The sequence below is a fragment of the Streptomyces parvus genome (assembly GCF_014648875.1).
In the GTDB taxonomy this organism is placed as follows: domain Bacteria; phylum Actinomycetota; class Actinomycetes; order Streptomycetales; family Streptomycetaceae; genus Streptomyces; species Streptomyces parvus.
In genome coordinates this window covers 771,750-796,479 of sequence record NZ_BMRY01000002.1, presented here as the reverse complement: position 1 = coordinate 796,479, position 24,730 = coordinate 771,750, and the positions used below count along the sequence as shown (strand labels likewise).

Genomic DNA, 24,730 nt, shown 5'->3' with positions numbered 1-24,730 from the left:
CTCAGGACTCCTGGGTGACGGAGACGAGCACATCGTCCCCTTCGATCTTTACGGGGTATACGGGGACGGGGCGCGTCGCGGGAAGGCCGGACGGCTTGCCGGTGCGGAGGTCGAACGCGGATCCGTGCAGCCAGCACTCGATCGCGCAGTCCTCCACCTCGCCCTCCGAGAGGGAGACGTTCGCGTGCGAGCAGATGTCGTTGATCGCGAACACCTCGCCCTCGGTGCGGACGACGGAGACAGGTGTGCCGTCGAGCTCCACCCGCTTGGGGGTGTCGTCCTCCAGCTCACTCAGCGCACAGGCTTTGACGAAGGACATCAGACGGACGCCTTCAGCTCGGCCTCGATCTTCTCGATGAGCCGCTCCTCGACGTCCGGCAGGCCGATCTGCTGGACCAGCTCGGCGAAGAAGCCGCGCACGACCAGTCGGCGGGCCTCCTCGGCCGGGATGCCGCGGGACTGGAGGTAGAAGAGCTGCTCGTCGTCGAAACGGCCGGTCGCCGAGGCGTGGCCGGCCCCGACGATCTCGCCGGTCTCGATCTCCAGGTTGGGCACGGAGTCGACCCGGGCGCCGTCGGTGAGGACGAGGTTCCGGTTCATCTCGTAGGTGTCGGTGCCCTCGGCCGCGGCCTGGATGAGGACGTCGCCGATCCAGACGGCGTGCGCGCCGTCGCCCTGGAGGGCGCCCTTGTACACCGCGTTGGACTTGCAGTGCGGGGTGTTGTGGTCGACCAGGAGGCGGTGCTCCTGGTGCTGGCCCTTGTCGGTGAAGTACAGACCGAAGAGCTCCGCCTCGCCGCCGGTGGCCGCGTAGGCGACCCGGGGGTGCAGGCGGACGACGTCGCCGCCGAAGGTGACGACGATCGACTTGAAGGAGGCGTCCCGGCCGACCAGCGCGTTGTGCTGGCCGACGTGGACGGCCGTGTCGTCCCAGTCCTGGACGGAGACGACGGTCAGCTTGGCGCCGTCGCCGAGCACGTAGTCGACGTTGGCGGCGAGCACGGCGTCACCGGTGTGGTCGATGACGACGACGGCCTCGGCGAAGGCGCCCAGCTGGATGAGCTGGTGGCCGAAGGCGGTGCCGCCCTCGCCGTGCACGGCGATCCGGATCGGCTCGGTGAGCACGGCTTCCTTGGCGACCGTGACGACCGAGGCCTGCTCGAAGGAGCTGTACGCCTGGGCGGCGACCCGGTCCACCGGGGTGCCGGCCTTGCCGAGCCGGGAGTCGTCCCGGCCGACGGTCTCGACGGTGACACCCTCGGGGGCCTCGATGGCGACCTTCACGCCGCTGCCCGTGGCGACGGCGGTGCCGTCGTGCAGTCCGCGCAGGCGCTCCAGCGGCGTGAAGCGCCACTCCTCCTCGCGGCCGTGCGGGACGGGGAAGTCCGCGACGTCGAAGGACGGGGGTGCGCTCATGCGCGTGGCGACGGTCGACTCGGCGGCGACCGCGATGGAGCCGGCGGTGGTGGAGCCCACCGGAGTGTTCTGAGCCTCAGCCATGGCTGTCGTAGTGCTCGCTTTCTCAGTCAAGAAGGGGGGTGGTTCGGTGGGGTGGCGGGGCGGCCACCCGGGCCGCCCCGACGGATCCTCGGACGAGGTCCTAGCCGACCGAACCCTCCATCTGCAGCTCGATCAGCCGGTTGAGCTCCAGGGCGTACTCCATGGGCAGCTCCTTGGCGATCGGCTCGACGAAGCCGCGCACGATCATCGCCATGGCCTCGAACTCGGTGAGTCCGCGGCTCATGAGGTAGAAGAGCTGGTCCTCGGAGACCTTGGAGACGGTCGCCTCGTGGCCCATCGACACGTCGTCCTCGCGGACGTCGACGTAGGGGTAGGTGTCCGAGCGGGAGATCGTGTCGACGAGCAGAGCGTCGCAGAGGACGTTGGACTTCGCGCCCGGCGCGCCCTCGCCGATCTCGATCAGTCCGCGGTAGGACGTACGGCCGCCGCCTCGCGCCACCGACTTGGAGACGATGTTCGAGGAGGTGTTCGGGGCCATGTGGACCATCTTGGCGCCGGCGTCCTGGTGCTGGCCCTCGCCCGCGAAGGCGATGGACAGGGTCTCGCCCTTGGCGTGCTCGCCCATCAGGTAGACGGCCGGGTACTTCATGGTGACCTTGGAGCCGATGTTGCCGTCGACCCACTCCATGGTCGCGCCCTCGTAGGCCACGGCCCGCTTGGTGACCAGGTTGTAGACGTTGTTCGACCAGTTCTGGATGGTCGTGTAGCGGCAGCGGCCGCCCTTCTTCACGATGATCTCGACCACGGCGCTGTGCAGCGAGTCCGAGGAGTAGATCGGGGCGGTGCAGCCCTCGACGTAGTGGACGTAGGCGTCCTCGTCGACGATGATCAGCGTCCGCTCGAACTGGCCCATGTTCTCCGTGTTGATACGGAAGTAGGCCTGGAGCGGGATGTCCACGTGGACGCCCTTGGGCACGTAGATGAACGAGCCGCCGGACCACACGGCCGTGTTCAGCGAGGCGAACTTGTTGTCGCCGACCGGGATGACGGTGCCGAAGTACTCCTTGAAGAGCTCCGGGTGCTCCTTCAGCGCGGTGTCGGTGTCCAGGAAGATGACGCCCTGCTCCTCCAGGTCCTCGCGGATCTGGTGGTAGACGACCTCGGACTCGTACTGCGCGGCGACACCGGCGACGAGGCGCTGCTTCTCCGCCTCGGGGATGCCGAGCTTGTCGTACGTGTTCTTGATGTCCTCGGGCAGGTCCTCCCAGGAGGCGGCCTGCTTCTCCGTGGAGCGCACGAAGTACTTGATGTTGTCGAAGTCGATGCCCGACAGGTCCGAGCCCCAGCTGGGCATGGGCTTCTTGTCGAAGAGCCTGAGGCCCTTGAGCCGCAGCTTCAGCATCCACTCGGGCTCGTTCTTCTTCTCCGAGATGTCGCGGACGACAGCCTCGGAGAGACCGCGCTTCGCCGCCGCGCCTGCCGCGTCGGAGTCGGCCCAGCCGAATTCGTACGTACCCAGACCCTCGAGCTCAGGGTGGGCAGTCTCCGTGGGGAGCGTCATGCGGGGTTCCTCCCGGCCGTGCTTGCAGATGCTGAATGGGTGGTCTGTGGGGGTGCTGCGTGGCCACTTCGCGGCACATACGTCGTGCACACGCCGTCGCCGTGGGCGAGGGTGGCCAGCCGCTGCACATGGGTCCCGAGGAGGCTGGAGAAGAATTCCGTCTCCGCCTCGCACAGCTGTGGGAACTGCTCGGCGACATGCGCCACCGGGCAGTGGTGCTGACACAGCTGTTCGCCCTGCTGCGGGCCCGGCGCGCTTCGCGCCGTAGCAGCGTACCCGTCGGCGGACAGGGCCTTGGCCAGGGCCTCGGTGCGCCTTTCGGGCTCCGCGGCCTCGACCGCCGCGCGGTACGCCTCGCCCATCGCGGCCATCCGGGCGCGGGCGAAGGCGATGACCGCCTCGTCCCCGCCGGATTCGGCGATGAAGCGCAGGGCGTCGGCGGCCAGCTTGTCGTAGGACTGGTCGAAGGCGTCCCTGCCGCAGTCGGTCAGGGCGAACACCTTGGCGGGCCTGCCTCGGGTCCGCGCCCCGTACACCCGCTGTTCACGGGCTTCGACGACATCGTCGGAGACGAGGGCGTCCAGGTGGCGGCGGACGGCGGCCTGGGTGAGGCCGAGTCGCTTGGCGAGGTCCGCGACGGTGGAGGGACCGTGGTCCAGGATGGAGCGCGCGACCCGGTTGCGCGTCGAGCGCTCACCGGTCGCGAGTTCCTCCTGAGGAGCCCGTCCGTCGTATTTCACAACACCATTGTTGCGTAATTCATTCGGCCCTGACAACCACGGTCCGAAACGATCTACGGTGTGGTTCGTCACTTAGGGTTACCTAATCTGGCCCCGGGGCCGGGCCCTCTCCGGGCCCTGCCTAGACTTCCTTGCCATGGAGAACGAGCCCGTCGTACAGGTCACCGGCCTGGTGAAGCGGTACGGCGCGAAGACCGCGGTGAACGGCCTCGATCTGGTCGTCGCGGCCGGCGCGGTGACCGCCGTCCTCGGCCCGAACGGCGCCGGGAAGACCACCACCATCGAGACCTGCGAGGGCTACCGCCGCCCCGACGCGGGCACCGTACGGGTCCTCGGCCTCGATCCCGTCGCCGACGCGGAGCGGCTGCGTCCGCGGGTCGGGGTGATGCTCCAGTCCGGCGGCGTGTACTCCGGCGCCCGCGCCGACGAGATGCTCCGGCACATGGCCAAGTTGCATGCCCACCCCCTCGACGTGGACGCCCTCATCGAGCGCCTCGGCCTCGGCGACTGCGGCCGCACCACCTACCGGCGGCTCTCCGGTGGCCAGCAGCAGCGCCTCTCCCTGGCCCTGGCGGTCGTGGGCCGGCCCGAACTTGTCTTCCTGGACGAGCCGACCGCCGGGCTCGACCCGCAGGCCCGCCGGTCCACCTGGGACCTGGTCCGCGAGCTGCGCGCCGACGGCGTGTCCGTGGTGCTGACCACCCACTTCATGGACGAGGCAGAAGCGCTCGCCGACGACGTCGCGATCATCGACGCGGGCCGGGTCATCGCACAGGGCACCCCGGAGGAGCTCTGCCGGGGCGGCGCGGAGAACACCCTGCGCTTCACCGGCCGCCCGGGGCTCGACCTCGGCTCCCTCCTCAAGGCGCTGCCCGACGGCTGCGGGGCCGCCGAGCCGCTGCCCGGGACGTACCGGATCACCGGGAACGTCGACCCGCAGCTGCTGGCCACCGTGACCTCCTGGTGCGCCCAGCACGGCGTGATGCCCGAGGGCATCTCGGTCGAGCGGCACACCCTGGAGGACGTCTTCCTCGAACTGACCGGCAAGCAACTGACCGGCAAGGAGCTGCGCGCATGAGCGCCGGTACGTACACCCCGCGCCCCGGCGCCGCCCCGCTCCCCCGGATGATCGCCGCGCAGACCGCGCTGGAGACCCGGATGCTGCTGCGCAACGGCGAGCAGCTGCTGCTGACGGTGATCATCCCGACGCTGCTGCTGGTGCTGTTCAGCGCGGTCGACATCGTGGACACCGGAGCGGGCGAGTCCGTCGACTTCCTCGCCCCGGGCATCCTGGCGCTCGCCGTGATGTCCACCGCCTTCACCGGCCAGGCCATCGCCACCGGCTTCGAACGCCGTTACGGGGTCCTCAAGCGGCTCGGGGCCTCCCCGCTGCCCCGCTGGGCGCTGATGACCGCGAAGACGCTGTCGGTGCTGGTCACCGAGGTGCTCCAGATCGTGCTGCTGACGGCGATCGCCTTCGCGCTCGGCTGGTCGCCCGAGGGCAGTCCGCTCTCGGTGCTGCTGCTCCTCGTCCTCGGGACCGCCGCGTTCTCCGGGCTGGGGCTGCTGATGGCCGGGACGCTCAAGGCCGAGGCGACGCTCGCCGCCGCCAATCTGGTCTTCCTGCTGCTGCTGGTCGGCGGCGGGGTCATCGTGCCGCTGGACAAGTTCCCGGACGCGGTGCAGTCGATGCTGGGTCTGCTGCCCGTGTCGGCGCTCTCGGAGGGGCTGCGGGACGTCCTCCAGCACGGCGCGTCGATGCCGTGGGCCCAGGCCGGGATCCTCGCGGTGTGGGCGGTGCTGGGGCTCGGCGCGGCGGCGAAGTTCTTCCGCTGGGAGTAGTACGCGTCGGCGGGGATCTTCCTGGGCAAGCCGCCACGAACCACCCCTCGTGAAAACGCGCACAAGCCCCGTCCTACGATGGTCCGCGTGGAAACCCCCATCTCCCTCATCGCCAAGCGCTGGACGCCGTCCACCAAGATGGTGAAGCGCGCCGCGCTCTCCGCCGTCCTGATGAGCGTCTTCATCATCATCACCGGCGGGGCCGTCCGGCTCACCGGTTCGGGTCTCGGCTGCGACACCTGGCCCAAGTGCACCGACGACAGCCTGTTCGCGACGCCCGAGCAGGGGCTGCACGGCGCGATCGAGTTCGGCAATCGGATGCTGACGTATGTGCTGTCGGCCGCGGTCGGCTGGGCGATCATCGCCGTCAGCTCGATGAAGCCGCGCCGCCGCAAGCTGACGAGGCTGGCCTGGTCGCAGTTCTGGATCGTGCTGGGCAACGCCGTGCTCGGCGGGATCACGGTCTGGGCGGGACTCAACCCGTGGACGGTGGCCGGGCACTTCCTGCTGGCCAACGTGCTCCTGACGGTCGCCGTGATCACCTGGGTGCGGATCGGCGAGGGCGACGGTCCGCCGCGGCCCCGGGCCCCGCTGCCGGTGCGCCGGCTGTCCTGGGCGATCGTCGCGACCACGGTGGTGCTGATCGTGCTGGGCACCTCGGTGACCGGTTCCGGCAAGCACGCCGGTGACAGCAGCGACGTACCGCGCATGCCGTGGGACTGGTCGGCCGCCGCCCATGTCCACGCCATCGCCGCCTGGGTGGTCTGCGCCCTGGCCATCGCGATGTGGCTGGCCCTGCGGGTGGTCGACGCCCCCGCCGACACCCGGGCCCGCGCCCGTGACCTGCTGCTCGTCCTGCTCGCCCAGGGAGCGATCGGGTACGTGCAGTACTTCAGCGACGTCCCCGAGATCCTGGTCGGCATCCACATGTTCGGCTCGGCCATCCTGTTGATCGCCGTGGTCCGGCTCGTCCTGAGCATGCGCGAGCGCGGCGACGAGGCGCCCGCCCCGCTGCCCGGCCCGGCCGCCGAGCGCCCGGAGGCGGCACCGGCGACGGCCGTCTGAACAGACACACGTACGGCGGTTGAAGGGGCGGCGGGCCGGGGGACCCGCCGCCCCTTCACCGTTCTCCCAGCCCGTACACCCGGCGCGCGTTGCCCGACCCGATCATCGTGGCGATCCTGGCCGCGTCCTGCCGGGTCCACGCGCCGTCCTCGACCCAGGCGCCCAGCACCCGTCCCAGCGCCTCGCGGAACTGACGGGCGCCCACCAGGTGCAGTTCCGGCAGGGCCCGCGCCCCACTGGAGAACAGCAGCTTGCCGAACGGCGCCAGTTCCATGATCTCCGCGAGCACGGCCGCCGCCCGCGCCCCCGTCCGCGCCGGTACGGCCCCGAGGTCCGCGTAGACGTGGGGATGCCGGCCGGCCAGCGCGGCGGTCTGCCGGTGGTGCGGGTAGCCGTGCAGGAGGACGAGGTCGCAGCCGTGCCCCTCGGTGGCGGCGGCGAAGTCGGCGAGGCGGGCCGGGTCCGCGGTGCCCAGCCGCAGTTGCAGCGGGATCCCGCAGGCCACCGCCGACCAGCGCAGATGGTCCAGCAGCTCCGGTTCGACGGGCGCCCCACCGCCCTCCCGGCCCGCCGTGCCCCGGCGGGCGGCCCGGCGCTCCGCCTCCCGCCGGGCCAGCCAGCGCCCGGCCGCTGCCCGCACCCGGACCGGCCCCGGCGGCTCGGGCGCGGCGTACGGGGCGGCACCGACGGAGGTGAACGCGACGGCCGAGGACGCGGCGGTGTGCACGGCCTCGCCGAGGTTGACGAGGAAGGTGTCGACGGTGCCCGAGGTGTCGGCGACGTGCTCGGCGAGGATTTCCAGCCGGACGATCTCCCGGGCGTCGGACCCCGCCGCCGAGGCCATCTCGGCCGGTCCCGTGAGGTCGCCGGGGAGGCCGGTGTCGACGAGGTGGGCGGAGACCCCGGTGGCGCGCAGCAGGCGGCGGGAGGTCTCGGCGACGCCCAGTTCGCGCCGCCTGGCCAGATAGGAGGCGGGCAGGCAGTGCGCTTCGAGACCGAGCAGGGGCGGGCACCAGCGGCGCACCGCGAAGCCGGTCTGGGTGTCGAAGAAGGTGGTGCCGGGGGCGGCCGGGGCGCGGGCGGCACCGAGCCGGGCCTCGAAGGTGCCGAGGCCCAGCTCGGTGCGGAGCACTCCGTGGCAGTTCTGGTCGACCAGATCGGCCACGGGCACGGTGTCGGTCATCCGGGGCTCCCTGGGACGGCGTGTCTACGCACGGCCTAACGGGTGAGCCCCGGGTCAGGTGTTGCCCGAGGGAGGGTCAGGACGCTCCCCCGGACGGGACACCGTCCGAGGCGGAAGCCTCAGCGGTCGTTGGAGGGGCCGCCGACCTGGATCCCGGCCATCCTGGACCACTCGTACGGGCCGGTGCGGACCTTGAGGGCGAACTCGCCGTCGAACTCGTCGTGCATCGTGATGCCGGACTTCGCGGCCGCGCTCTCGGCCACCGCGTAGGTCGGGGCCACGAGGTCGCCCCAGGCGCCGTCCTGGCCGACCAGGACGATGCGGGCACCCGCCTGGCCGATGTAGGCGAGCTGTCCCTCGGCGCCGCCGTGCTCCTTGGCGAAGGCGCCGATCTCGCGGGCGAGCTTCGCCGCCCTGCGCCCGTCGCGCGCCGCCTTCCTGGCGTCCGTCCGTGAGGTCTGCTCGGTGTCCGCTGCGTCTGCTGCCTTCTCTGCCATGAACAGGATGCTACCGACGGGTAGATGAACTGGCGACGGGCGGGTCGCGTGGCTTGTGCCACGCGACCCGCCCGTACGCCGGAAGCGGGGTTGTCAGCGGAGGAAGGGGTCCACCGCGACGGCCAGGAAGAGGAGCGAGACGTAGGTGATGGACCAGTGGAACAGCCGCATCTCCTTGAGCTTGGCCCCGGTCACCCCGGCCTTGGCCCGGTTCTGCAGGCCGTGCGCCTCCCAGAGCCAGGCGCCACCGGAGAGCAGCGCCACCGCGGTGTAGAACCAGCCGGTGTAGCCCAGCGGGGTGAGCAGCAGCGAGACCCCGACCATCACCCAGCTGTAGAGGACGATCTGCTTGGCGACCACCCGGTTGGTGGCGACGACCGGGAGCATCGGGACGCCGACCCGGGCGTAGTCGTCCTTGACCTTCATCGACAGCGGCCAGTAGTGCGGCGGCGTCCAGAAGAAGATGACGGCGAAGAGGATGACGGCGGCCCAGGAGACCGTGTTCGTCACGGCCGACCAGCCGATGAGGACCGGCATGCAGCCCGCGATGCCGCCCCAGACGATGTTCTGGGAGGTGCGGCGCTTCAGCAGCATCGTGTAGACGACGACGTAGAAGAGCAGCGCGCCGAGCGCGAGGGCGGCCGAGAGCCAGTTGACGAGCAGTCCGAACCAGAGCGTGGAGAACACCGCGAGGCCGATGCCGAAGGCCAGGCATTCGCGGGGACTGACCATGCCCGTGACCAGGGGGCGCTGCGACGTACGGTCCATCAGCGCGTCGATGTCCCGGTCGATGTACATGTTGAGCGCGTTGGCGCCGCCCGCGGAGAGGTATCCCCCGATGGTGGTCGTCAGAACGAGCCACAGATCGGGTACGCCCTGGGCAGCCAGGAACATCACCGGAACGGTGGTGATGAGCAGCAGCTCGATGATCCGTGGCTTGGTAAGCGCCACGAATGCCTTGACGCGGGCCCCGAACGGGCGATGGCCCCCTGGGCTGGGAGTCAAGGCGACCCCTGCGGGTCGGGACTCGACGGCCGTCACGCACACCCCTGACAGAGAAATCCCAGCAAGCTCCGGGCATGGAGGCCCTTGTGAAGACTTGCGCGAACTCGACCACTCTAGACGTTGGGGATACACCGCCCTTCGCGGGGGTGGGGTCGTGTTGGGGGTGACTGTTCGCCGGATGTGCATTCCGCCGGGAGGCGAACTCCACGGGTCGCCCACACCCTGGAAAGTGCACGGAAAGCGTGTCCGGCAACGGGGGTAGGCTCGACAGCGCCCGGTGCGGTAACAGTCACCGGTTTACAACAGTGGAGAGGAGCCCTGACTCAGGGTGAGCATCAAGCCGACCACCACAGACCTCCAGTGGACCGATGTGGACCAGCGGGCCGTGGACACCGCCCGTGTTCTCGCCGCGGACGCCGTACAGAAAGTCGGAAACGGCCACCCGGGCACGGCCATGAGCCTCGCGCCTGCCGCGTACACCCTCTTCCAGAAGGTGATGCGGCACGACCCCGCGGACGCCGAGTGGACCGGCCGCGACCGGTTCGTCCTCTCCGCCGGCCACTCCAGCCTGACCCTCTACATCCAGCTCTACCTCGCCGGCTACGGCCTGGAGCTGGACGACCTCAAGGCCTTCCGCACCTGGGGCTCGAAGACCCCGGGCCACCCGGAGTACGGCCACACCACCGGTGTCGAGACGACGACCGGCCCGCTGGGCCAGGGTGTCGCCAACGCGGTGGGCATGGCGATGGCCGCCCGCTACGAGCGCGGCCTGTTCGACCCCGAGGCGGCCCCCGGCACCTCCCCGTTCGACCACATGGTGTGGGTCGTCGCCGGTGACGGCTGCCTCCAGGAGGGCATCTCGGCCGAGGCGTCCTCGCTGGCCGGACACCAGAAGCTGGGCAACCTGGTCCTGCTCTGGGACGACAACCACATCTCCATCGAGGGCGATACGGAGACCGCGGTCTCCGAGGACACCATCAAGCGGTACGAGGCGTACGGCTGGCACGTGCAGCGTGTCGAGCAGCTGCCCAGCGGCGACCTGGACCCGGCGGGTCTGTACGCGGCGCTGCAGGCGGCCAAGGCCGAGACCGAGCGCCCGTCGTTCATCGCGGCCCGCTCGATCATCGCCTGGCCGGCCCCGAACGCGCAGAACACCGAGGCCGCGCACGGCTCGGCGCTCGGCGACGACGAGGTCGCGGCGACCAAGCGGGTCCTCGGCTTCGACCCGGAGCAGACCTTCGAGGTCTCCGACGAGGTCATCGGCCACACCCGCGAGGCCCTGGACCGCGGCCGTGAGGCCCGCGCCGAGTGGGACAAGTCGTTCGCCGCGTGGCGCACGGCCAACCCGGAGCGCGCCGCCTCCTTCGACCGGATCGCCGCGGGCGAGCTGCCCGAGGGCTGGGAGGAGAAGCTCCCCGTCTTCGAGCCCGGCAAGGGTCTGGCCACCCGTGCCGCCTCCGGCAAGGTGCTTCAGGCGCTCGGTGAGATCGTGCCCGAGCTGTGGGGCGGCTCCGCCGACCTCGCGGGCTCGAACAACACGACGATCGACAAGACGTCGTCGTTCCTCCCCGCGGGCAACCCGCTGCCGGAGGCCGACCCGTACGGCCGGACGATCCACTTCGGCATCCGCGAGCACGCGATGGCCGCCGCCATGAACGGCATCGCGCTGCACGGCAACACCCGCATCTACGGCGGCACCTTCCTGGTGTTCTCCGACTACATGCGCAACGCGGTGCGGCTCTCCGCGCTGATGCACCTGCCGGTGACGTACGTGTGGACGCACGACTCGATCGGCCTCGGCGAGGACGGTCCGACCCACCAGCCGGTCGAGCACCTGGCCTCGCTGCGCGCCATCCCGGGCCTGAACATCGTGCGCCCGGCCGACGCCAACGAGACCGCCATCGCCTGGCGCGAGATCCTGCGCCGCTACACCAAGGTGTTCGGCAAGGGCACCCCGCACGGTCTGGCGCTGACCCGCCAGGGTGTGCCGACGTACGAGGCGAACGAGGACGCGGCCAAGGGCGGTTACGTGCTCTTCGAGGCCGAGGGTGGCGAGCCGCAGGTGCTGATCGTCGCGACCGGTTCCGAGGTGCACGTCGCCGTCGAGGCGCGCGAGCAGCTCCAGGCGGCCGGTGTGCCGACCCGGGTGGTCTCGATGCCGTCGGTCGAGTGGTTCGAGGAGCAGGACCAGGCGTACAAGGACAGCGTGCTGCCGCCGTCGGTGAAGGCGCGCGTCGCCGTCGAGGCGGGCATCGGCCTGACCTGGTACCGGTACGTGGGCGACGCCGGCCGGATCGTCTCGCTGGAGCACTTCGGTGCCTCGGCCGACGCGAAGGTGCTGTTCCGCGAGTTCGGCTTCACGCCCGAGCACGTGGCCGCCGCCGCGCGGGACTCCCTTGAACATGTGGCTGGGCTCGAAGCCGCAGCACGCTGACGCCGGTAGATACGACTAGTAGGAGATGCAACTCATGACAGACGCACTCAAGCGCCTCTCCGACGAGGGCGTGGCGATCTGGCTCGACGACCTGTCGCGCAAGCGGATCACGTCCGGCAACCTGGCCGAGCTGATCGACCAGAGCCATGTCGTCGGCGTCACCACCAACCCGTCGATCTTCCAGAAGGCGATCTCCTCGGGCGACGGTTACGAGCAGCAGCTCACCGACCTCGCCGCCCGCAAGGTCACCGTCGAGGAAGCCCTGCGCATGATCACGACGGCGGACGTCCGCGACGCCGCCGACATCCTGCGCCCGGTCTTCGACGCCACCGACGGCCAGGACGGCCGGGTCTCCATCGAGGTGGACCCGCGCCTGGCCCACAACACCCTGGCCACCGTCGCCGAGGCCAAGCAGCTGGCCTGGCTGGTCGACCGGCCGAACACGCTCATCAAGATCCCGGCCACCAAGGCGGGCCTCCCGGCGATCACCGAGACGATCGGCCGGGGCATCAGCGTCAACGTGACGCTGATCTTCTCGCTGGAGCGCTACCGCGCGGTCATGGACGCCTACCTGGCGGGCCTGGAGAAGGCGAAGGCCGCGGGCCTGGACCTCTCCAAGATCCACTCGGTGGCCTCGTTCTTCGTGTCCCGCGTGGACACCGAGATCGACAAGCGGCTGGACGCGATCGGCTCCGACGAGGCGAAGGCCGCCAAGGGCAAGTCCGCCCTGGCCAACGCCCGCCTGGCCTACGAGGCGTACGAGGAGGTCTTCTCCTCCGACCGCTGGGCGGCCCTGGACAAGGCGCAGGCCAACAAGCAGCGTCCGCTGTGGGCCTCGACCGGCGTCAAGGACCCGTCGCTGAAGGACACGCTGTACGTCGACGACCTGGTGGCGCCGAACACGGTGAACACCATGCCCGAGGCGACGCTGGAGGCGGTGGCCGACCACGGCGAGATCACCGGCAACACCGTCGCCGGCGGCTACGACCAGGCGCGCGCGGACCTGGACGCCATCAAGAAGCTCGGCATCTCCTACGACGACGTCGTACAGGTGCTGGAGGACGAGGGCGTCGAGAAGTTCGAGGCGTCCTGGAACGACCTGCTCAAGTCGACCGAGGCGGAGCTTTCGCGCCTCGCCCCCTCGGAGGGCTGACCACTTTGTCTGCTGTTCCCGGAGCCAACCCGCTCCGTGACGCACAGGACCGACGGCTCCCGCGTATCGCGGGGCCGTCGGGCCTGGTCATCTTTGGCGTCACGGGCGATTTGTCCCGTAAAAAGCTGATGCCTGCCGTCTACGACCTGGCCAATCGCGGCCTGCTGCCGCCGGGCTTCTCGCTCATCGGTTTCGCGCGCCGCGACTGGGAGGACGAGGACTTCGCCCAGGTCGTCCACGACGCCGTCAAGGAGCACGCCCGTACGCCGTTCCGCGAGGAGGTCTGGCAGCAGCTCATCCAGGGGATGCGCTTCGTCCAGGGCAACTTCGACGACGACGAGGCGTTCGAGACGCTGAAGGCGACCATCGAGGAGCTCGACAAGGCGCAGGGGACGGGCGGCAACTTCGCCTTCTACCTCTCCGTGCCGCCGAAGTTCTTCCCCAAGGTCGTCCAGCAGCTCAAGAAGCACGGCCTGGCCGACCAGAAGGAGGGCTCCTGGCGGCGTGCCGTCATCGAGAAGCCGTTCGGTCACGACCTGGCCAGCGCGCAGGAGCTCAACCAGCTCGTGCACGACGTCTTCCCGCCCAACGAGGTCTTCCGGATCGACCACTACCTGGGGAAGGAGACGGTCCAGAACATCCTGGCGCTGCGGTTCGCCAACACGATGTGGGAGCCGATCTGGAACCGGTCGTACGTCGACCACGTGCAGATCACGATGGCCGAGGACATCGGCATCGGCGGCCGGGCCGGCTACTACGACGGCATCGGCGCCGCCCGTGACGTCATCCAGAACCACCTGCTCCAGCTGCTGGCTCTGACCGCGATGGAGGAGCCCGGCTCCTTCCACCCGAAGGCCCTGGTGGCCGAGAAGCTCAAGGTGCTCACCGCCGTCGAGCTGCCCGAGGACCTCGGTGCGCACACCGTGCGCGCCCAGTACGAGCACGCCTGGCAGGGCGGCCAGGAGGTCCTCGGCTACTGCGAGGAGGACGGCATCGACCCCAAGTCGACGACCGACACCTACGCGGCCATCAAGCTGACGATCAACAACCGCCGCTGGGCGGGCGTGCCGTTCTACCTCCGCACCGGAAAGCGGCTCGGCCGCCGGGTCACGGAGATCGCGGTCGTCTTCAAGCGCGCCCCCTACCTGCCCTTCGAGTCGAGCGCGACCGAGGAGCTGGGCGGCAACGCCCTGGTCATCCGGGTCCAGCCCGACGAGGGCGTCACCGTGCGCTTCGGCTCCAAGGTGCCCGGCACCTCGATGGAGGTCCGGGACGTCACGATGGACTTCGCGTACGGCGAGTCGTTCACGGAGTCCAGCCCGGAGGCGTACGAGAGGCTCCTCCTGGACGTGCTGCTCGGCGACGCCAACCTCTTCCCCCGCCACCAGGAGGTCGAACTCTCCTGGACCATCCTCGACCCGATCGAGGAGTACTGGGACAAGCACGGCAAGCCCGCGAAGTACGCGGCCGGCACCTGGGGTCCGGCCGAGGCCGACGAGATGCTCGCACGTGACGGACGGAGCTGGAGGCGGCCATGAAGATCGATCTCACGGAAACCACGTCCAGCAAGATCAACCAGGCGCTGGTCTCGGCCCGCCGGGCGATCGGCACCCCCGCCATCGGCATGGTGCTCACGCTGGTCATCGTCACCGACGAGGAGAACGCGTACGACGCGCTCAAGTCGGCCGGTGACGCCTCGCGCGAGCACCCCTCGCGGATCATCGCGGTGATCAAGCGGGTCAGCCGCTCGCCGCGCGCCCGGCGCGACGCCCGGCTCGACGCCGAGGTCCGGGTCGGTTCCGACGCGGGCACCGGCGAGACCGTCGTCCTGCGCCTCCACGGCGAGCTGGCCAACCACGCCCAGTCGGTCGTCCTGCCGCTGCTGCTGCCGGACGCCCCGGTCGTGGTGTGGTGGCCCGAGGACGCCCCCGCCGACCCGGCGAACGACCCGCTCGGGGCACTGGCCCAGCGGCGGATCACCGACACCTACTCGGCGGAGCTGCCGCTCGACGAGCTGGCGGTGCGGGCCGCGACGTACAGCCCCGGCGACACGGACCTGGCCTGGACCCGGATCACGCCGTGGCGCTCGATGCTGGCCGCCGCGCTGGACCAGCAGCCGGCCGAGGTCATCGGCGCGACCGTCGAGGGCGAGAGCGACAACCCGAGCTGCGAGCTGCTGGCCATGTGGCTCGCGGACCGGCTCGGCGTCCCGGTGGAGCGCACGCTCTCCCAGGGCCCCGGGCTCACCGCGGTCCGGATGGAGACGAAGAACGGCGTCATCGTCCTGGACCGGGCCGACGGTTCGCTGGCCACGCTCTCCATGCAGAACCAGCCCGACCGCGCGGTGGCGCTCAAGCGCCGGGACACCTCCGAGCTGCTGGCGGAGGAGCTGCGCCGGCTCGACCCGGACAACACCTACGCATCGGCGGTGAAGTTCGGCGTCGACAAGCTGCACTCGGGCGGCGAGGTCACGGCCAGGCCGGTCACGTCCGCCTCGGACAAGGCGGACAAGCCCGCCGAGGCCAAGGCTCCCGCCGCGAAGAAGGCCCCGGCCAAGAAGGCGGCCTCCAAGTGACGCCTCCCCAACTGGTCGTCCACCGCGACAAGGAGCTGATGGCCCAAGCCGCGGCGGCCCGGCTGATCACGAAGATCGTGGACGCCCAGGCCTCCCGGGGCCACGCCTCGGTGGTGCTGACCGGCGGGCGCAACGGCAACGGCCTGCTGGCCGCGCTCGCCGCCGCGCCCGCCCGGGACGCGGTGGACTGGTCGCGCCTGGACCTGTGGTGGGGTGACGAACGGTTCCTGCCCGAGGGCGACCCGGAGCGCAATGTCACCCAGGCCCGCGAGGCGCTGCTCGACGCGGTGCCGCTGGACCCGGCCCGGGTGCACGCGATGCCCGCGTCCGACGGCCCGTACGGCGACGACGCGGATGCCGCTGCGGCCGGTTACGCCGGTGAACTGGCCGCCGCCGCGGGTCCCGAGGACCACGGCCCGGTGCCCACGTTCGACGTGCTGATGCTGGGCGTCGGCCCGGACACGCATGTGGCCTCGCTCTTCCCGGAGCTGCCCGCGGTACGGGAGACCGAGCGCACCGTCGTCGGTGTGCACGGGGCGCCCAAGCCGCCGCCGGTCCGGGTCTCGCTGACGCTGCCGGCGATCCGCGCGGCGCGCGAGGTGTGGCTGCTCGCGGCGGGCGAGGACAAGGCGGAAGCGGCGGCCATCGCGCTGTCCGGGGCCGGGGAGATCCAGGCCCCGGCGGCGGGGGCGTACGGCCGCAGCCGCACGCTGTGGCTGCTGGACGCGGCGGCGGCCTCGCGACTGCCGCGCGCGCTCTACCCTCCGGCCTCCGCCTGAGTGGTGACGCTCTTGAGGCCCGGCCCGCTCATCCCGAGCGGGCCGGGCCTTCGTCGTGAAAAGCTCGGCCCCATGGTGCATATCGGAACCGTGGTGATGGGCGCGACCGACGTGAGCAGGGCCGCCGCCTTCTGGAAGGCGGCGCTCACCTATACCGAGCGTGAGCCGGGGACGGACGACTGGGTGGTGCTCGTCCCGGTCGAAGGACCCGGCGTCGGCGTGGCGCTGGGGCGCTCCACCTCCCCCGTCCAGGAGGTCCCCCGGGTCCACCTGGACCTCTACTCGGACGAGCAGGAGGCCGAGGTGGAGCGGCTGATGGGGCTGGGCGCGGAGCGGGTCGCGTGGGAGCTCTATCCGCCGGACCCGGACTTCGTGGTGCTCGCCGACCCCGAGGGCAACCGCTTCTGCGTCATCGACACGACGCACGGGGGCTGACCGCCCCAGGCCTCTCAGGCGCCCTTCGGGGAACGCTCCAGAAAGGGCTCCAGCAGCCCCGGGACCGCATCGGCGGCGAAGGTCAGGCCCTCGGACGCGTCGGTGTCGTACGCCGTGTACGCGCCGCCTCCGGCGGCCGTGGTGGCCGTGATGCTCAGCAGCCCGGCCCGGCGCTGGAACACCGACTGCTTCACCGTCCAGCCGATCACCCCGGCCCGTTCCAGGGCGGCCGTGGAGCGGCGGACCGTTCCGGAGCGGGTGACCAGATAGCGGCCGGAGAGCGCGTGGCCGAGCGCCCGGTACGCGTCCAGGGCGAGCGCCACGGCCACGGGGACGGCGACCGCCGCGCAGCCGAGGGCGATCCACAGCAGCACGGGCGTGAGCAGCGCCCCGAGGAGGGTCAGGATCAGGACCGGGGCTAGGGCCGCGGCGAGCGACCAGCGCAGCCGGCGGCCCCGGGCGGCCAGGGGGTGCGGGGTGAGCGCCGCGCCGGTCGGGGTGTCCGGCTCCCGCAGGACGTCGGCGGCGACGGAGTCGGCCCGGGTCCGGGGCGCGGCCGGGAGCAGGGTGTTGTGGTCGGCGTTCCTGGCCTCGTGGTCCTTGGCCAGGCCGGTGGTGATCGCGTCGAGGCGGGCCGCGCCGAGCAGCCGGACGCCCAGGGGTTCGACCAGGTCGACGCCGCGCAGCCGGGCCTCCTCGACGGAGATGGACCGGGAGGTGAACAGCCCGCGCCGGACCCGCAGCGTGCCGCCCGCCTCGCGCTCCAGGCGGTAGTTCCACCACATCTCGATCCAGAGGCCGAGCGCCCCGACGACGCCCGCGACCAGGGCGGCCAGGACCAGGACGATGATCGTCCAGAGCAGTGGGGTCTCCCGGAACCGGTCGCCGACCCACTCGATGACCTGGCCCTGGGCCCCGATCCAGTCGCTGACCTGCATCACGGCCCCGGCGGCCGCTCCGCCGAGCATGGGGGCGACGAAGGAGACCGGGGCGTAACGGATCCAGCGGGGGTCCAGGACGGCCAGTTCGCCCTCGCGGTGGACGCCGGGCGATGCGGTGGCGGCGCGCTCCAGGAGGAGGAGGCGCAGTCGTTCGCCCTCGGCGCGGGTGACCGGGTCCAGTACGAGGGTGGACTCGGAGCCCTGTTCTCCGGTGCCGATCCTGACGGTGACCAGACCGAGGAGGCGGAGCATCAGGTTGGCGGTGAGGTCGACCGTGCGGATGCGGCTGCGGGCCAGGGAGCGGCGCTTGACGAGGAGGAGGCCGGTGTGGAGGTCGACGCGCTCCGTGCCGATGCGGTAGCGGGTGCGGTGCCAGCGGACCCGGTCGGCGCCCGCCGCGACCCCGATGACCAGGAGGGCTCCGGCGAGCACCTGGAGCACGGCGACGGGGAGGCTGGACCAGCGGGTGAGCCCGAGCGTGACGGGGATGGCGGCGCCCGCGACGACCCCCGCCACGACGAGGGCGGTGACCAGGACCGTACGGGGGTCGAGGCGGTGCCAGTCGGCGGGCGGGGCGGCGGTGCTCATGTGGCGTCGCCGGGGGTGTCGCGGGTGATCCGGGTGAGCTGCCCGGCGAGGTCGGCGGCCAGCTCGTGGTCCAGCCCCTGGATCCGGACAGCGCCCTTGGCGGAGGCGGTGGTGACCGTGACGGTGGCGAGCCGGAAGAGCTGCTCCAGCGGGCCGCGCACGGTGTCCACGGTCTGGATCCGGGACATCGGGGCGATCCGCCACTCCTGCCAGAAGAACCCGGTGCGGACGTACACCGCGTCGTCGGTGATCTCCCAGCGGTGCGTACGGAACCACCACAGGGGGAAGAGGACGGTGGCCGCCGCCCCCGCGACGGCCAGGACCGCGGCGGGCAGCAGCAGCCAGAAACGGGCCGGCTCGATCAGCGCGCCCAGCACCGCGAGCGGCACGACGTGCAGGGCCGTCAGCAGCAGCCACTGGACCCGCCACCAGCCGACGGCCCGCTCGTTCAGTGTGTTGCGCGGCGGCCGCAGCCGGACCGTCTCCCCCTCCCCCTGTGGCATCGGCTCAGCGCCCGCGCAGGGTGCGGTAGGCGTCGACCAGGGCGGCGGTGGAGCTGTCGAGCTGCCCGGTGTCCGCTCCCCCGTCGCCGGTCAGCAGCGGTTCGATCTTCTTGGCGAGGACCTTGCCGAGCTCGACGCCCCACTGGTCGAAGGAGTCGATGTTCCAGATGGCGCCCTGGACGAAGACCTTGTGCTCGTACAGCGCGATGAGCTGGCCGAGGACCGAGGGGGTCAGCTTGTCGGCGAGGATCGTCGTCGTGGGGTGGTTGCCCCGGAACGTCTTGTGCGGGACCAGCTCCTCTGGCACGCCTTCGGCCCGGACCTCCTCGGGCGTCTTGCCGAAGGCGAGGGCCTGGGTCTGGGCGAAGAAGTTGGCCATCAGCAGGTCGTGCTGGGCGATCAGGCCGGGCAGCAGGTCGTGCACCGGGGCGGCGAAGCCGATGAAGTCCGCCGGGATCAGCTTGGTGCCCTGGTGGATCAACTGGTAGTAGGCGTGCTGCCCGTTGGTGCCGGGCGTGCCCCAGACGACCGGGCCGGTCTGCCAGTCGACGCGGTCGCCCTCGCGGTCGACGGACTTGCCGTTGGACTCCATGTCGAGCTGCTGGAGATACGCGGTGAACCTGGACAGGTAGTGGCTGTAGGGCAGCACCGCGTGCGACTGGGCGTCGAAGAAGTTGCCGTACCAGACGCCGAGGAGGCCCAGCAGGAGCGGGGCGTTCTCCTCGGCGGGGGCGGTGCGGAAGTGCTCGTCGACGAGGTGGAAGCCGTCCAGCATCTCGCGGAAGCGGTCCGGGCCGATGGCGACCATCAGCGAGAGGCCGATGGCGGAGTCGTAGCTGTAGCGGCCGCCGACCCAGTCCCAGAACTCGAACATGTTGGCCGTGTCGATGCCGAACTCTTCGACCTTCTCGGCGTTGGTCGACAGCGCCACGAAGTGCTTCGCGACGGCGTCCTGACCGGCCCTCAACTCGGTCAGCAGCCAGTCGCGGGCGGAGGTGGCGTTGGTGATGGTCTCGATCGTCGTGAACGTCTTGGAGGCGATGACGAAGAGCGTCTCGGCCGGGTCGAGGTCGCGGACGGCCTCGTGGAGGTCGGCGCCGTCGACGTTGGAGACGAAGCGGAGGGTGAGGTCGCGGTCCGTGAAGGAGCGCAGCACCTCGTAGGCCATGGCGGGGCCGAGGTCGGAGCCGCCGATGCCGATGTTGACGATGTTCTTGACGGGCTTGCCGGTGTGGCCGGTCCACTGCCCGGAGCGGACCTGGTCGGCGAAGGAGGCCATCTTGTCCAGGACGGCGTGCACGGCGGGGACGACGTTCTCCCCGTCGACCTCGACGACCGTTTCGCGCGGGGCGCGGAGCGCGGTGTGCAGGACCGCCCGGTCCTCGGTGGTGTTGATCTTCTCGCCGCGGAACATCGCGTCCCGCAGCTCCGCGACCCCGGTGGCGGCGGCGAGCTCGCGCAGCAGGCGCAGCGTCTCGTCGGTGACCAGGTGCTTGGAGTAGTCGAGGTGGAGGTCGCCGACCCGCAGGGTGTAGGCGGTGCCCCGGTCCGGTTGCCGCGCGAACAGCTCGCGCAGCTGGGGTGCGCCGAGCTCCTCACGGTGCTTGGCGAGAGCCGTCCACTCGGGCGTCTGGTTGAGCTTGGTTCGGCTTGCTGCGTTCATCCGGGATATCAGCCCACTTCTCACTCGTCATCAGCATCCCCGCTGCCCCTCCAACCTAATTGATCGGGGAGGCCGACGGCGTGGAGGAGAAGGGTGGCGCGGGAACGCGATACGGCCGGACACCCGTGGGTGTCCGGCCGGTGAACGACTGGGGTTTCCGTGGAGCTGTACGGGGAGGGATGTCAGATCTCGCCGCGGAGTTTGGCCAGTGCCTCGGCGAGGATCGCTTCGCCGTCCTCGTCGCTGCGGCGCTCACGTACGTACGCGAGATGCGTCTTGTACGGCTCGGTGCGGGGCGGGTCGGGCGGGCTGTCCTTGTCCTGGCCGGCCGGGAAGCCGCAGCGCGGGCAGTCCCAGATGTCCGGCACCTGCGCGTCATGGGCGAAGCTCGGCTGCGTCTCGTGCCCGTTCGAGCACCAGAAGGAGATGCGGGCGCGCGGCGCGGATTCGCCGCGCTCGGCCTCCCCCATCGGCCCCGCTCCGACCCGGCTTCCCCGGATCGCGTTGCCACTTGCCACGGTCGTAACTCCCTGCGTGATGGTGCTCGAAGGATGCCTCAGTCTACGTAAGGCCCAACGTGCGTCCAGTGGAAGGAGTTACACCGTTACCGGAATCGCGGAACGGGTCGTTCAGTCGAGCTTGATGAGCAGACCGAGGACGACGATGCACGCGAACCAGATCAGACCGACCACCACGGTGATCCGGTCGAGGTTACGCTCGGCAACCGAGGAGCCACCGACGGAGGACTGCATTCCGCCACCGAACATGTCGGAGAGGCCGCCGCCCTTGCCCTTGTGCATGAGCACCAGCAGCATCAGCAGCAGGCTGAAGACGATCAGGGCGATCTGGAACGCCAGAATCACGGCTGGTCCCTACTTTCCGGATTTCTCGAATACTGCCTGTACGTACAGCGGGGGCCGGAGGGTGACCACCCCCTCGGCCCCCGCAAGGGTACGACGGATCGGCGCTACCGCATACTCACTGGTCGCGGAAGCGGACGATCTTGACGAACTCGTCGGCGTCCAGTGCGGCACCGCCGATGAGGGCGCCGTCCACGTCGGGCTGCGCCATGATGGCGGCGACGTTGCCGGACTTGACGGAGCCGCCGTACTGGATGCGGACGGCGTCGGCCAGCTCCTGCGAGTACAGCTCGGCGAGACGGCCGCGGATCGCGCCGCAGACCTCCTGGGCGTCCTCGGGGGTGGCGACCTCGCCGGTCCCGATGGCCCAGACCGGCTCGTAGGCGATGACGATGGTCTCGGCCTGCTCGGCCGGGATGTCCTTCAGGGCGCCGTCGAGCTGCGCGAGGGTGTAGGAGACCTGGTCACCGGCCTTGCGGATGTCCAGGCCCTCACCGACGCAGAGGATCGGGGTCAGACCGTGCTTGAAGGCGGCCTTCACCTTGGCGTTGCAGATCTCGTCGTTCTCGCCGTGGTACTGGCGGCGCTCGCTGTGGCCGACGGCCACGTAGGTGCAGCGCAGCTTGGCGAGCATGGGGCCGGAGATCTCACCGGTGTACGCGCCGGAGTCGTGCGCCGAGATGTCCTGGGCGCCGTACTTGATCTTCAGCTTGTCGCCGTCGACCAGGGTCTGCACGGAGCGCAGGTCGGTGAAGGGCGCGAGGACGGCGACCTCGACGTCCTCGTAGTCCTTGTCGGCCAGGGCGAAGGAGAGCTTCTGGACGTGGGCGATGGCCTCGAGGTGGTTGAGGTTCATCTTCCAGTTGCCCGCCATCAGCGGGGTGCGGGTGGTCATGAAAGGTCAGTCCTCCAGTGCGGCGAGCCCGGGAAGCGTCTTGCCCTCGAGGTATTCGAGGCTCGCGCCGCCACCGGTCGAAATATGTCCGAAAGCATTCTCGTCGAAGCCCAGGATGCGGACGGCCGCGGCGGAGTCGCCACCGCCGACGACGCTGAAGGCCGGGGAGTCGACGAGCGCCTGGGCGACCGCGCGGGTGCCGTCGGCGAAGTCGGGGTGCTCGAAGACGCCCATCGGGCCGTTCCAGAAGACGGTGGCCGCGTCGGCGAGCTTCGATGCGTAGAGCTTGTTGGTCTCGGGCCCGTTGTCCAGCCCCATCTGGCCTTCCGGCATGGCGTCGGCGGCGACGGTGGCGGGGTGGGCCGGGGCCTTGGTCTTGAGGTCGGGGAAGGCGGGGGCGACGACGACGTCGACGGGGAGGACGAACTCCACGCCCTTCTCCTCGGCCCGCCGCAGGTACTCCTGGACGGCGGGGATCTGGTCCTCCTGGAGCAGCGAGCTGCCGACCTCGTGGCCCTGGGCCTTGAGGAAGGTGTACGCCATGCCGCCGCCGATGAGGATGCGGTCGGCCCGCTCCAGCAGGTGGTCGATGACGCCGAGCTTGTCGGAGACCTTGGCGCCGCCGAGGACGACCGCGTACGGGCGCTTGACGTCGGTGGTGAGCTTCTTCAGGACGCCGACCTCGGTGGCGATGAGGTAGCCCGCGTAGTGCGGCAGCCGCGCCGGGAGGTCGTACACGGAGGCGTGCTTGCGGTGCACGGCCCCGAAGCCGTCGCCCACGTACACGTCGGCGAGCTCGGCCAGCTGGTCGGCGAAGGCGCCGCGCTCGGCGTCGTCCTTGGAGGTCTCGCCGGGGTTGAAGCGCAGGTTCTCGATGACGGCGACCTGGCCGTCGGCGAGGCCGGCGACCGCGGCGCGGGCGGACTCGCCGACCGTGTCGGTGGCGAAGGCGACGTCGGCGCCGAGGAGTTCGCCCAGGCGGGCGGCGGCGGGAGCCAGCGAGAACGCCGGGTCCGGGGCGCCCTTGGGGCGGCCGAGGTGCGAGGCGACGACCACGCGCGCGCCGGCCTCGGCGAGCTTGGCGATCGTCGGGAGGACGGCGCGGATACGGCCGTCGTCGGTGATCGTGGTGCCGTCGAGCGGCACGTTGAGGTCGGCGCGGACGAATACCCGCTTGCCCGCGACCCCTTCGGCGAGAAGTTCGTCGATCGTCTTCATCTGTTCCGTTTACTCCTTGGAAGGACCGATGAGCATGCTAAGGGGCTCGACCGGCGCGTCGTTGCGCCGGTCGAGCCCCTAGCTCACATCGATGTGCCTGCCGACCCGAGGATCAGAGCTGTTCGCCGACGAAGACCGTGAGGTCGACGAGGCGGTTGGAGTAGCCCCACTCGTTGTCGTACCAGCCGAGGATCTTCACCGAGTTCCCCTCCTGGACCATGGTCAGGGAGGAGTCGAAGGTGCAGGACGACGGGTCGCCGACGATGTCCGAGGAGACGATCGGGTCCTCGGTGTACGTCAGGAAGCCCTTGAGGGCGCCGTCGTCGGAGGCCTTCTTGAACGCGGCGTTGACCTCGTCCTTGGTGACCTCGCGCTGGAGGGTGACGACCAGGTCGGTGGCGGAGCCGGTCGGGACCGGAACGCGCATCGCGATGCCGTCGAGCTTGCCCTTGAGCTGCGGGAGGACCAGGGCGGTGGCCTTGGCGGCACCGGTGGTGGTCGGGATGATGTTCTCGGCAGCGGCGCGGGCGCGGCGCAGGTCCGAGTGCGGGAAGTCCAGGATGCGCTGGTCGTTGGTGTACGCGTGGACCGTCGTCATCAGGCCCTTGACGATGCCGAAGTTCTCGTCGAGGACCTTGGCCATCGGCGCCACACAGTTGGTGGTGCAGGAGGCGTTGGAGATGACGTTGTGCTTGGCCGCGTCGTACTGGTCCTGGTTGACGCCCATCACGATGGTGATGTCCTCGTCCTTGGCCGGAGCCGAGATGAGGACCTTCTTGGCGCCGCCCGCGATGTGCTTCTCGGCGTCGGCCTTCTTGGTGAAGATGCCGGTCGACTCGATAACGATGTCGACGCCCAGCTCACCCCAGGGGATGTCGGCCGGGTTGCGCTCGGAGAGCACCTTGATGGTGTGACCATCGACGGTGATGGTGTCGGCGGTGTGGCTGACCTCTGCCTTGAGGCGGCCCAGGATGGTGTCGTACTTCAGCAGGTGTGCAGTGGTCGCAGTGTCACCCAGGTCGTTGACAGCCACGATCTCGATGTCCGCACCCTGCTCGAGCAGCGCGCGGAAGTAGTTGCGACCGATGCGGCCGAAGCCGTTGATGCCTACGCGGATCGTCACGAACCGATCTCCTCGTTAGGTACGCCGGTTTTCGACGCCGGCGAGTTGTATAGGGATGTCCCCGACCGCTTCCGACCCTACCTCTCCGAGGGCCGGGGAGTGACATCGAGAGGGCCCCTACGCGCCACCGGATACGGCTGGAGGCCCGTACTCGCCAGTAGGAGTACGGACCTCCGTTTCGCCCGCCGGGACATGGGTCCCGGCAGTCC

24 protein-coding genes are annotated in these 24,730 nt (G+C 70.5%); 9 read left to right on the top strand and 15 right to left on the bottom strand.

The window, feature by feature from the left end; all coding sequences use genetic code 11:
* Window position 1: 1 nt before the first annotated feature.
* The 4 genes from IE140_RS09705 to IE140_RS09690 all read right to left on the bottom strand — a co-directional run bounded on the left by IE140_RS09705 (window position 2) and on the right by IE140_RS09690 (window position 3,762).
* Complete coding sequence (locus IE140_RS09705; protein WP_010061308.1) at window positions 2-319, bottom strand: bifunctional 3-phenylpropionate/cinnamic acid dioxygenase ferredoxin subunit; 318 nt, start codon at window positions 317-319, stop codon at window positions 2-4.
* On the bottom strand, window positions 319-1,500 hold the full coding sequence (gene sufD / locus IE140_RS09700; protein ID WP_032761436.1) for a Fe-S cluster assembly protein SufD: 1,182 nt from the start codon (window positions 1,498-1,500) through the stop codon (window positions 319-321). Before sufD ends, IE140_RS09705 begins: the two co-directional genes overlap by 1 nt.
* Before the next feature lie 100 nt (window positions 1,501-1,600).
* The gene (gene sufB, locus IE140_RS09695) at window positions 1,601-3,022 is read right to left on the bottom strand and encodes a Fe-S cluster assembly protein SufB (protein WP_010070354.1); all 1,422 of its coding nucleotides are present in this window, start codon (window positions 3,020-3,022) and stop codon (window positions 1,601-1,603) included.
* On the bottom strand, window positions 3,019-3,762 hold the full coding sequence (locus tag IE140_RS09690; RefSeq protein WP_093444483.1) for a helix-turn-helix transcriptional regulator: 744 nt from the start codon (window positions 3,760-3,762) through the stop codon (window positions 3,019-3,021). Before IE140_RS09690 ends, sufB begins: the two co-directional genes overlap by 4 nt.
* 136 nt (window positions 3,763-3,898) lie before the next feature.
* Between IE140_RS09690 and IE140_RS09685 the strand changes: the two genes are divergently transcribed.
* The 3 genes from IE140_RS09685 to IE140_RS09675 all read left to right on the top strand — a co-directional run bounded on the left by IE140_RS09685 (window position 3,899) and on the right by IE140_RS09675 (window position 6,669).
* The gene (locus tag IE140_RS09685; protein WP_093444484.1) at window positions 3,899-4,840 is read left to right on the top strand and encodes an ABC transporter ATP-binding protein; all 942 of its coding nucleotides are present in this window, start codon (window positions 3,899-3,901) and stop codon (window positions 4,838-4,840) included.
* On the top strand, window positions 4,837-5,604 hold the full coding sequence (locus IE140_RS09680; protein ID WP_150194926.1) for an ABC transporter permease: 768 nt from the start codon (window positions 4,837-4,839) through the stop codon (window positions 5,602-5,604). The genes IE140_RS09685 and IE140_RS09680 overlap by 4 nt, the downstream gene beginning before the upstream one ends.
* A gap of 78 nt (window positions 5,605-5,682) precedes the next feature.
* Window positions 5,683-6,669, top strand: a complete 987-nt coding sequence (locus tag IE140_RS09675; protein WP_093444486.1) for a COX15/CtaA family protein — start codon at window positions 5,683-5,685, stop codon at window positions 6,667-6,669.
* 55 nt (window positions 6,670-6,724) lie between these two features.
* On the opposite strand, the gene IE140_RS09670 is transcribed toward IE140_RS09675, so the two are convergent.
* From IE140_RS09670 to IE140_RS09660, 3 genes are all read right to left on the bottom strand, one after another.
* Window positions 6,725-7,852: an amidohydrolase family protein gene (locus IE140_RS09670; protein WP_150194928.1), complete on the bottom strand. Its 1,128-nt coding sequence runs from the start codon at window positions 7,850-7,852 to the stop codon at window positions 6,725-6,727.
* A gap of 119 nt (window positions 7,853-7,971) precedes the next feature.
* Window positions 7,972-8,349, bottom strand: coding sequence for a hypothetical protein (locus tag IE140_RS09665; RefSeq protein ID WP_032761443.1), 378 nt, complete (start codon window positions 8,347-8,349; stop codon window positions 7,972-7,974).
* Window positions 8,350-8,442: 93 nt separating this feature from the next.
* A complete protein-coding gene (locus tag IE140_RS09660; RefSeq protein ID WP_093444527.1) occupies window positions 8,443-9,396 on the bottom strand; it encodes a heme o synthase in 954 nt (317 codons plus the stop codon).
* 286 nt (window positions 9,397-9,682) lie between these two features.
* Between IE140_RS09660 and tkt the strand changes: the two genes are divergently transcribed.
* The 6 genes from tkt to IE140_RS09630 all read left to right on the top strand — a co-directional run bounded on the left by tkt (window position 9,683) and on the right by IE140_RS09630 (window position 16,730).
* Complete coding sequence (gene tkt / locus IE140_RS09655; RefSeq protein WP_150194930.1) at window positions 9,683-11,788, top strand: transketolase; 2,106 nt, start codon at window positions 9,683-9,685, stop codon at window positions 11,786-11,788.
* 34 nt (window positions 11,789-11,822) lie between these two features.
* Window positions 11,823-12,941 (top strand): transaldolase, encoded by a 1,119-nt coding sequence (tal, locus tag IE140_RS09650; protein ID WP_118899786.1) that lies wholly within the window; start codon window positions 11,823-11,825, stop codon window positions 12,939-12,941.
* A 5-nt stretch (window positions 12,942-12,946) separates the two neighbouring features.
* On the top strand, window positions 12,947-14,479 hold the full coding sequence (zwf, locus tag IE140_RS09645; protein WP_032761449.1) for a glucose-6-phosphate dehydrogenase: 1,533 nt from the start codon (window positions 12,947-12,949) through the stop codon (window positions 14,477-14,479).
* On the top strand, window positions 14,476-15,516 hold the full coding sequence (gene opcA, locus IE140_RS09640) for a glucose-6-phosphate dehydrogenase assembly protein OpcA (protein ID WP_150194932.1): 1,041 nt from the start codon (window positions 14,476-14,478) through the stop codon (window positions 15,514-15,516). The genes zwf and opcA overlap by 4 nt, the downstream gene beginning before the upstream one ends.
* Window positions 15,513-16,295 carry a 6-phosphogluconolactonase gene (gene pgl / locus IE140_RS09635; RefSeq protein ID WP_150194934.1) on the top strand — a complete coding sequence of 261 codons (783 nt, stop codon included), beginning with the start codon at window positions 15,513-15,515 and terminating at the stop codon, window positions 16,293-16,295. The genes opcA and pgl overlap by 4 nt, the downstream gene beginning before the upstream one ends.
* 72 nt (window positions 16,296-16,367) lie before the next feature.
* A complete protein-coding gene (locus IE140_RS09630) occupies window positions 16,368-16,730 on the top strand; it encodes a VOC family protein (RefSeq protein ID WP_030713309.1) in 363 nt (120 codons plus the stop codon).
* 14 nt (window positions 16,731-16,744) lie between these two features.
* On the opposite strand, the gene IE140_RS09625 is transcribed toward IE140_RS09630, so the two are convergent.
* The 8 genes from IE140_RS09625 to gap form a co-directional block, all read right to left on the bottom strand.
* Window positions 16,745-18,259, bottom strand: a complete 1,515-nt coding sequence (locus IE140_RS09625; protein ID WP_150194936.1) for a PH domain-containing protein — start codon at window positions 18,257-18,259, stop codon at window positions 16,745-16,747.
* Complete coding sequence (locus IE140_RS09620) at window positions 18,256-18,762, bottom strand: PH domain-containing protein (protein ID WP_032778349.1); 507 nt, start codon at window positions 18,760-18,762, stop codon at window positions 18,256-18,258. Before IE140_RS09620 ends, IE140_RS09625 begins: the two co-directional genes overlap by 4 nt.
* A gap of 4 nt (window positions 18,763-18,766) precedes the next feature.
* Window positions 18,767-20,425, bottom strand: coding sequence for a glucose-6-phosphate isomerase (gene pgi / locus IE140_RS09615; RefSeq protein ID WP_150194938.1), 1,659 nt, complete (start codon window positions 20,423-20,425; stop codon window positions 18,767-18,769).
* A 182-nt stretch (window positions 20,426-20,607) separates the two neighbouring features.
* The gene (locus IE140_RS09610) at window positions 20,608-20,943 is read right to left on the bottom strand and encodes an RNA polymerase-binding protein RbpA (RefSeq protein ID WP_078566397.1); all 336 of its coding nucleotides are present in this window, start codon (window positions 20,941-20,943) and stop codon (window positions 20,608-20,610) included.
* A 111-nt stretch (window positions 20,944-21,054) separates the two neighbouring features.
* On the bottom strand, window positions 21,055-21,288 hold the full coding sequence (secG, locus tag IE140_RS09605; protein WP_006123682.1) for a preprotein translocase subunit SecG: 234 nt from the start codon (window positions 21,286-21,288) through the stop codon (window positions 21,055-21,057).
* Window positions 21,289-21,403: 115 nt separating this feature from the next.
* Window positions 21,404-22,180 carry a triose-phosphate isomerase gene (gene tpiA / locus IE140_RS09600; RefSeq protein WP_032778347.1) on the bottom strand — a complete coding sequence of 259 codons (777 nt, stop codon included), beginning with the start codon at window positions 22,178-22,180 and terminating at the stop codon, window positions 21,404-21,406.
* A 6-nt stretch (window positions 22,181-22,186) separates the two neighbouring features.
* Window positions 22,187-23,398, bottom strand: a complete 1,212-nt coding sequence (locus tag IE140_RS09595; RefSeq protein WP_093444532.1) for a phosphoglycerate kinase — start codon at window positions 23,396-23,398, stop codon at window positions 22,187-22,189.
* Window positions 23,399-23,510: 112 nt separating this feature from the next.
* Complete coding sequence (gap, locus tag IE140_RS09590; RefSeq protein WP_006123685.1) at window positions 23,511-24,521, bottom strand: type I glyceraldehyde-3-phosphate dehydrogenase; 1,011 nt, start codon at window positions 24,519-24,521, stop codon at window positions 23,511-23,513.
* Window positions 24,522-24,730: the final 209 nt, after the last annotated feature.

Coding starts and splice junctions, on each gene's coding strand:
- IE140_RS09595 (WP_093444532.1), bottom strand. CDS start 23,398: ATGAAGACGATCGACGAACTTCTCGCCGAAGGGGTCGCGGGCAAGCGG.
- sufB (WP_010070354.1), bottom strand. CDS start 3,022: ATGACGCTCCCCACGGAGACTGCCCACCCTGAGCTCGAGGGTCTGGGT.
- tal (WP_118899786.1), top strand. CDS start 11,823: ATGACAGACGCACTCAAGCGCCTCTCCGACGAGGGCGTGGCGATCTGG.
- IE140_RS09670 (WP_150194928.1), bottom strand. CDS start 7,852: ATGACCGACACCGTGCCCGTGGCCGATCTGGTCGACCAGAACTGCCAC.
- pgi (WP_150194938.1), bottom strand. CDS start 20,425: ATGAACGCAGCAAGCCGAACCAAGCTCAACCAGACGCCCGAGTGGACG.
- IE140_RS09685 (WP_093444484.1), top strand. CDS start 3,899: ATGGAGAACGAGCCCGTCGTACAGGTCACCGGCCTGGTGAAGCGGTAC.
- IE140_RS09630 (WP_030713309.1), top strand. CDS start 16,368: ATGGTGCATATCGGAACCGTGGTGATGGGCGCGACCGACGTGAGCAGG.
- IE140_RS09625 (WP_150194936.1), bottom strand. CDS start 18,259: ATGAGCACCGCCGCCCCGCCCGCCGACTGGCACCGCCTCGACCCCCGT.
- IE140_RS09665 (WP_032761443.1), bottom strand. CDS start 8,349: ATGGCAGAGAAGGCAGCAGACGCAGCGGACACCGAGCAGACCTCACGG.
- tpiA (WP_032778347.1), bottom strand. CDS start 22,180: ATGACCACCCGCACCCCGCTGATGGCGGGCAACTGGAAGATGAACCTC.
- IE140_RS09705 (WP_010061308.1), bottom strand. CDS start 319: ATGTCCTTCGTCAAAGCCTGTGCGCTGAGTGAGCTGGAGGACGACACC.
- IE140_RS09680 (WP_150194926.1), top strand. CDS start 4,837: ATGAGCGCCGGTACGTACACCCCGCGCCCCGGCGCCGCCCCGCTCCCC.
- IE140_RS09675 (WP_093444486.1), top strand. CDS start 5,683: ATGGTCCGCGTGGAAACCCCCATCTCCCTCATCGCCAAGCGCTGGACG.
- IE140_RS09620 (WP_032778349.1), bottom strand. CDS start 18,762: ATGCCACAGGGGGAGGGGGAGACGGTCCGGCTGCGGCCGCCGCGCAAC.
- sufD (WP_032761436.1), bottom strand. CDS start 1,500: ATGGCTGAGGCTCAGAACACTCCGGTGGGCTCCACCACCGCCGGCTCC.
- opcA (WP_150194932.1), top strand. CDS start 14,476: ATGAAGATCGATCTCACGGAAACCACGTCCAGCAAGATCAACCAGGCG.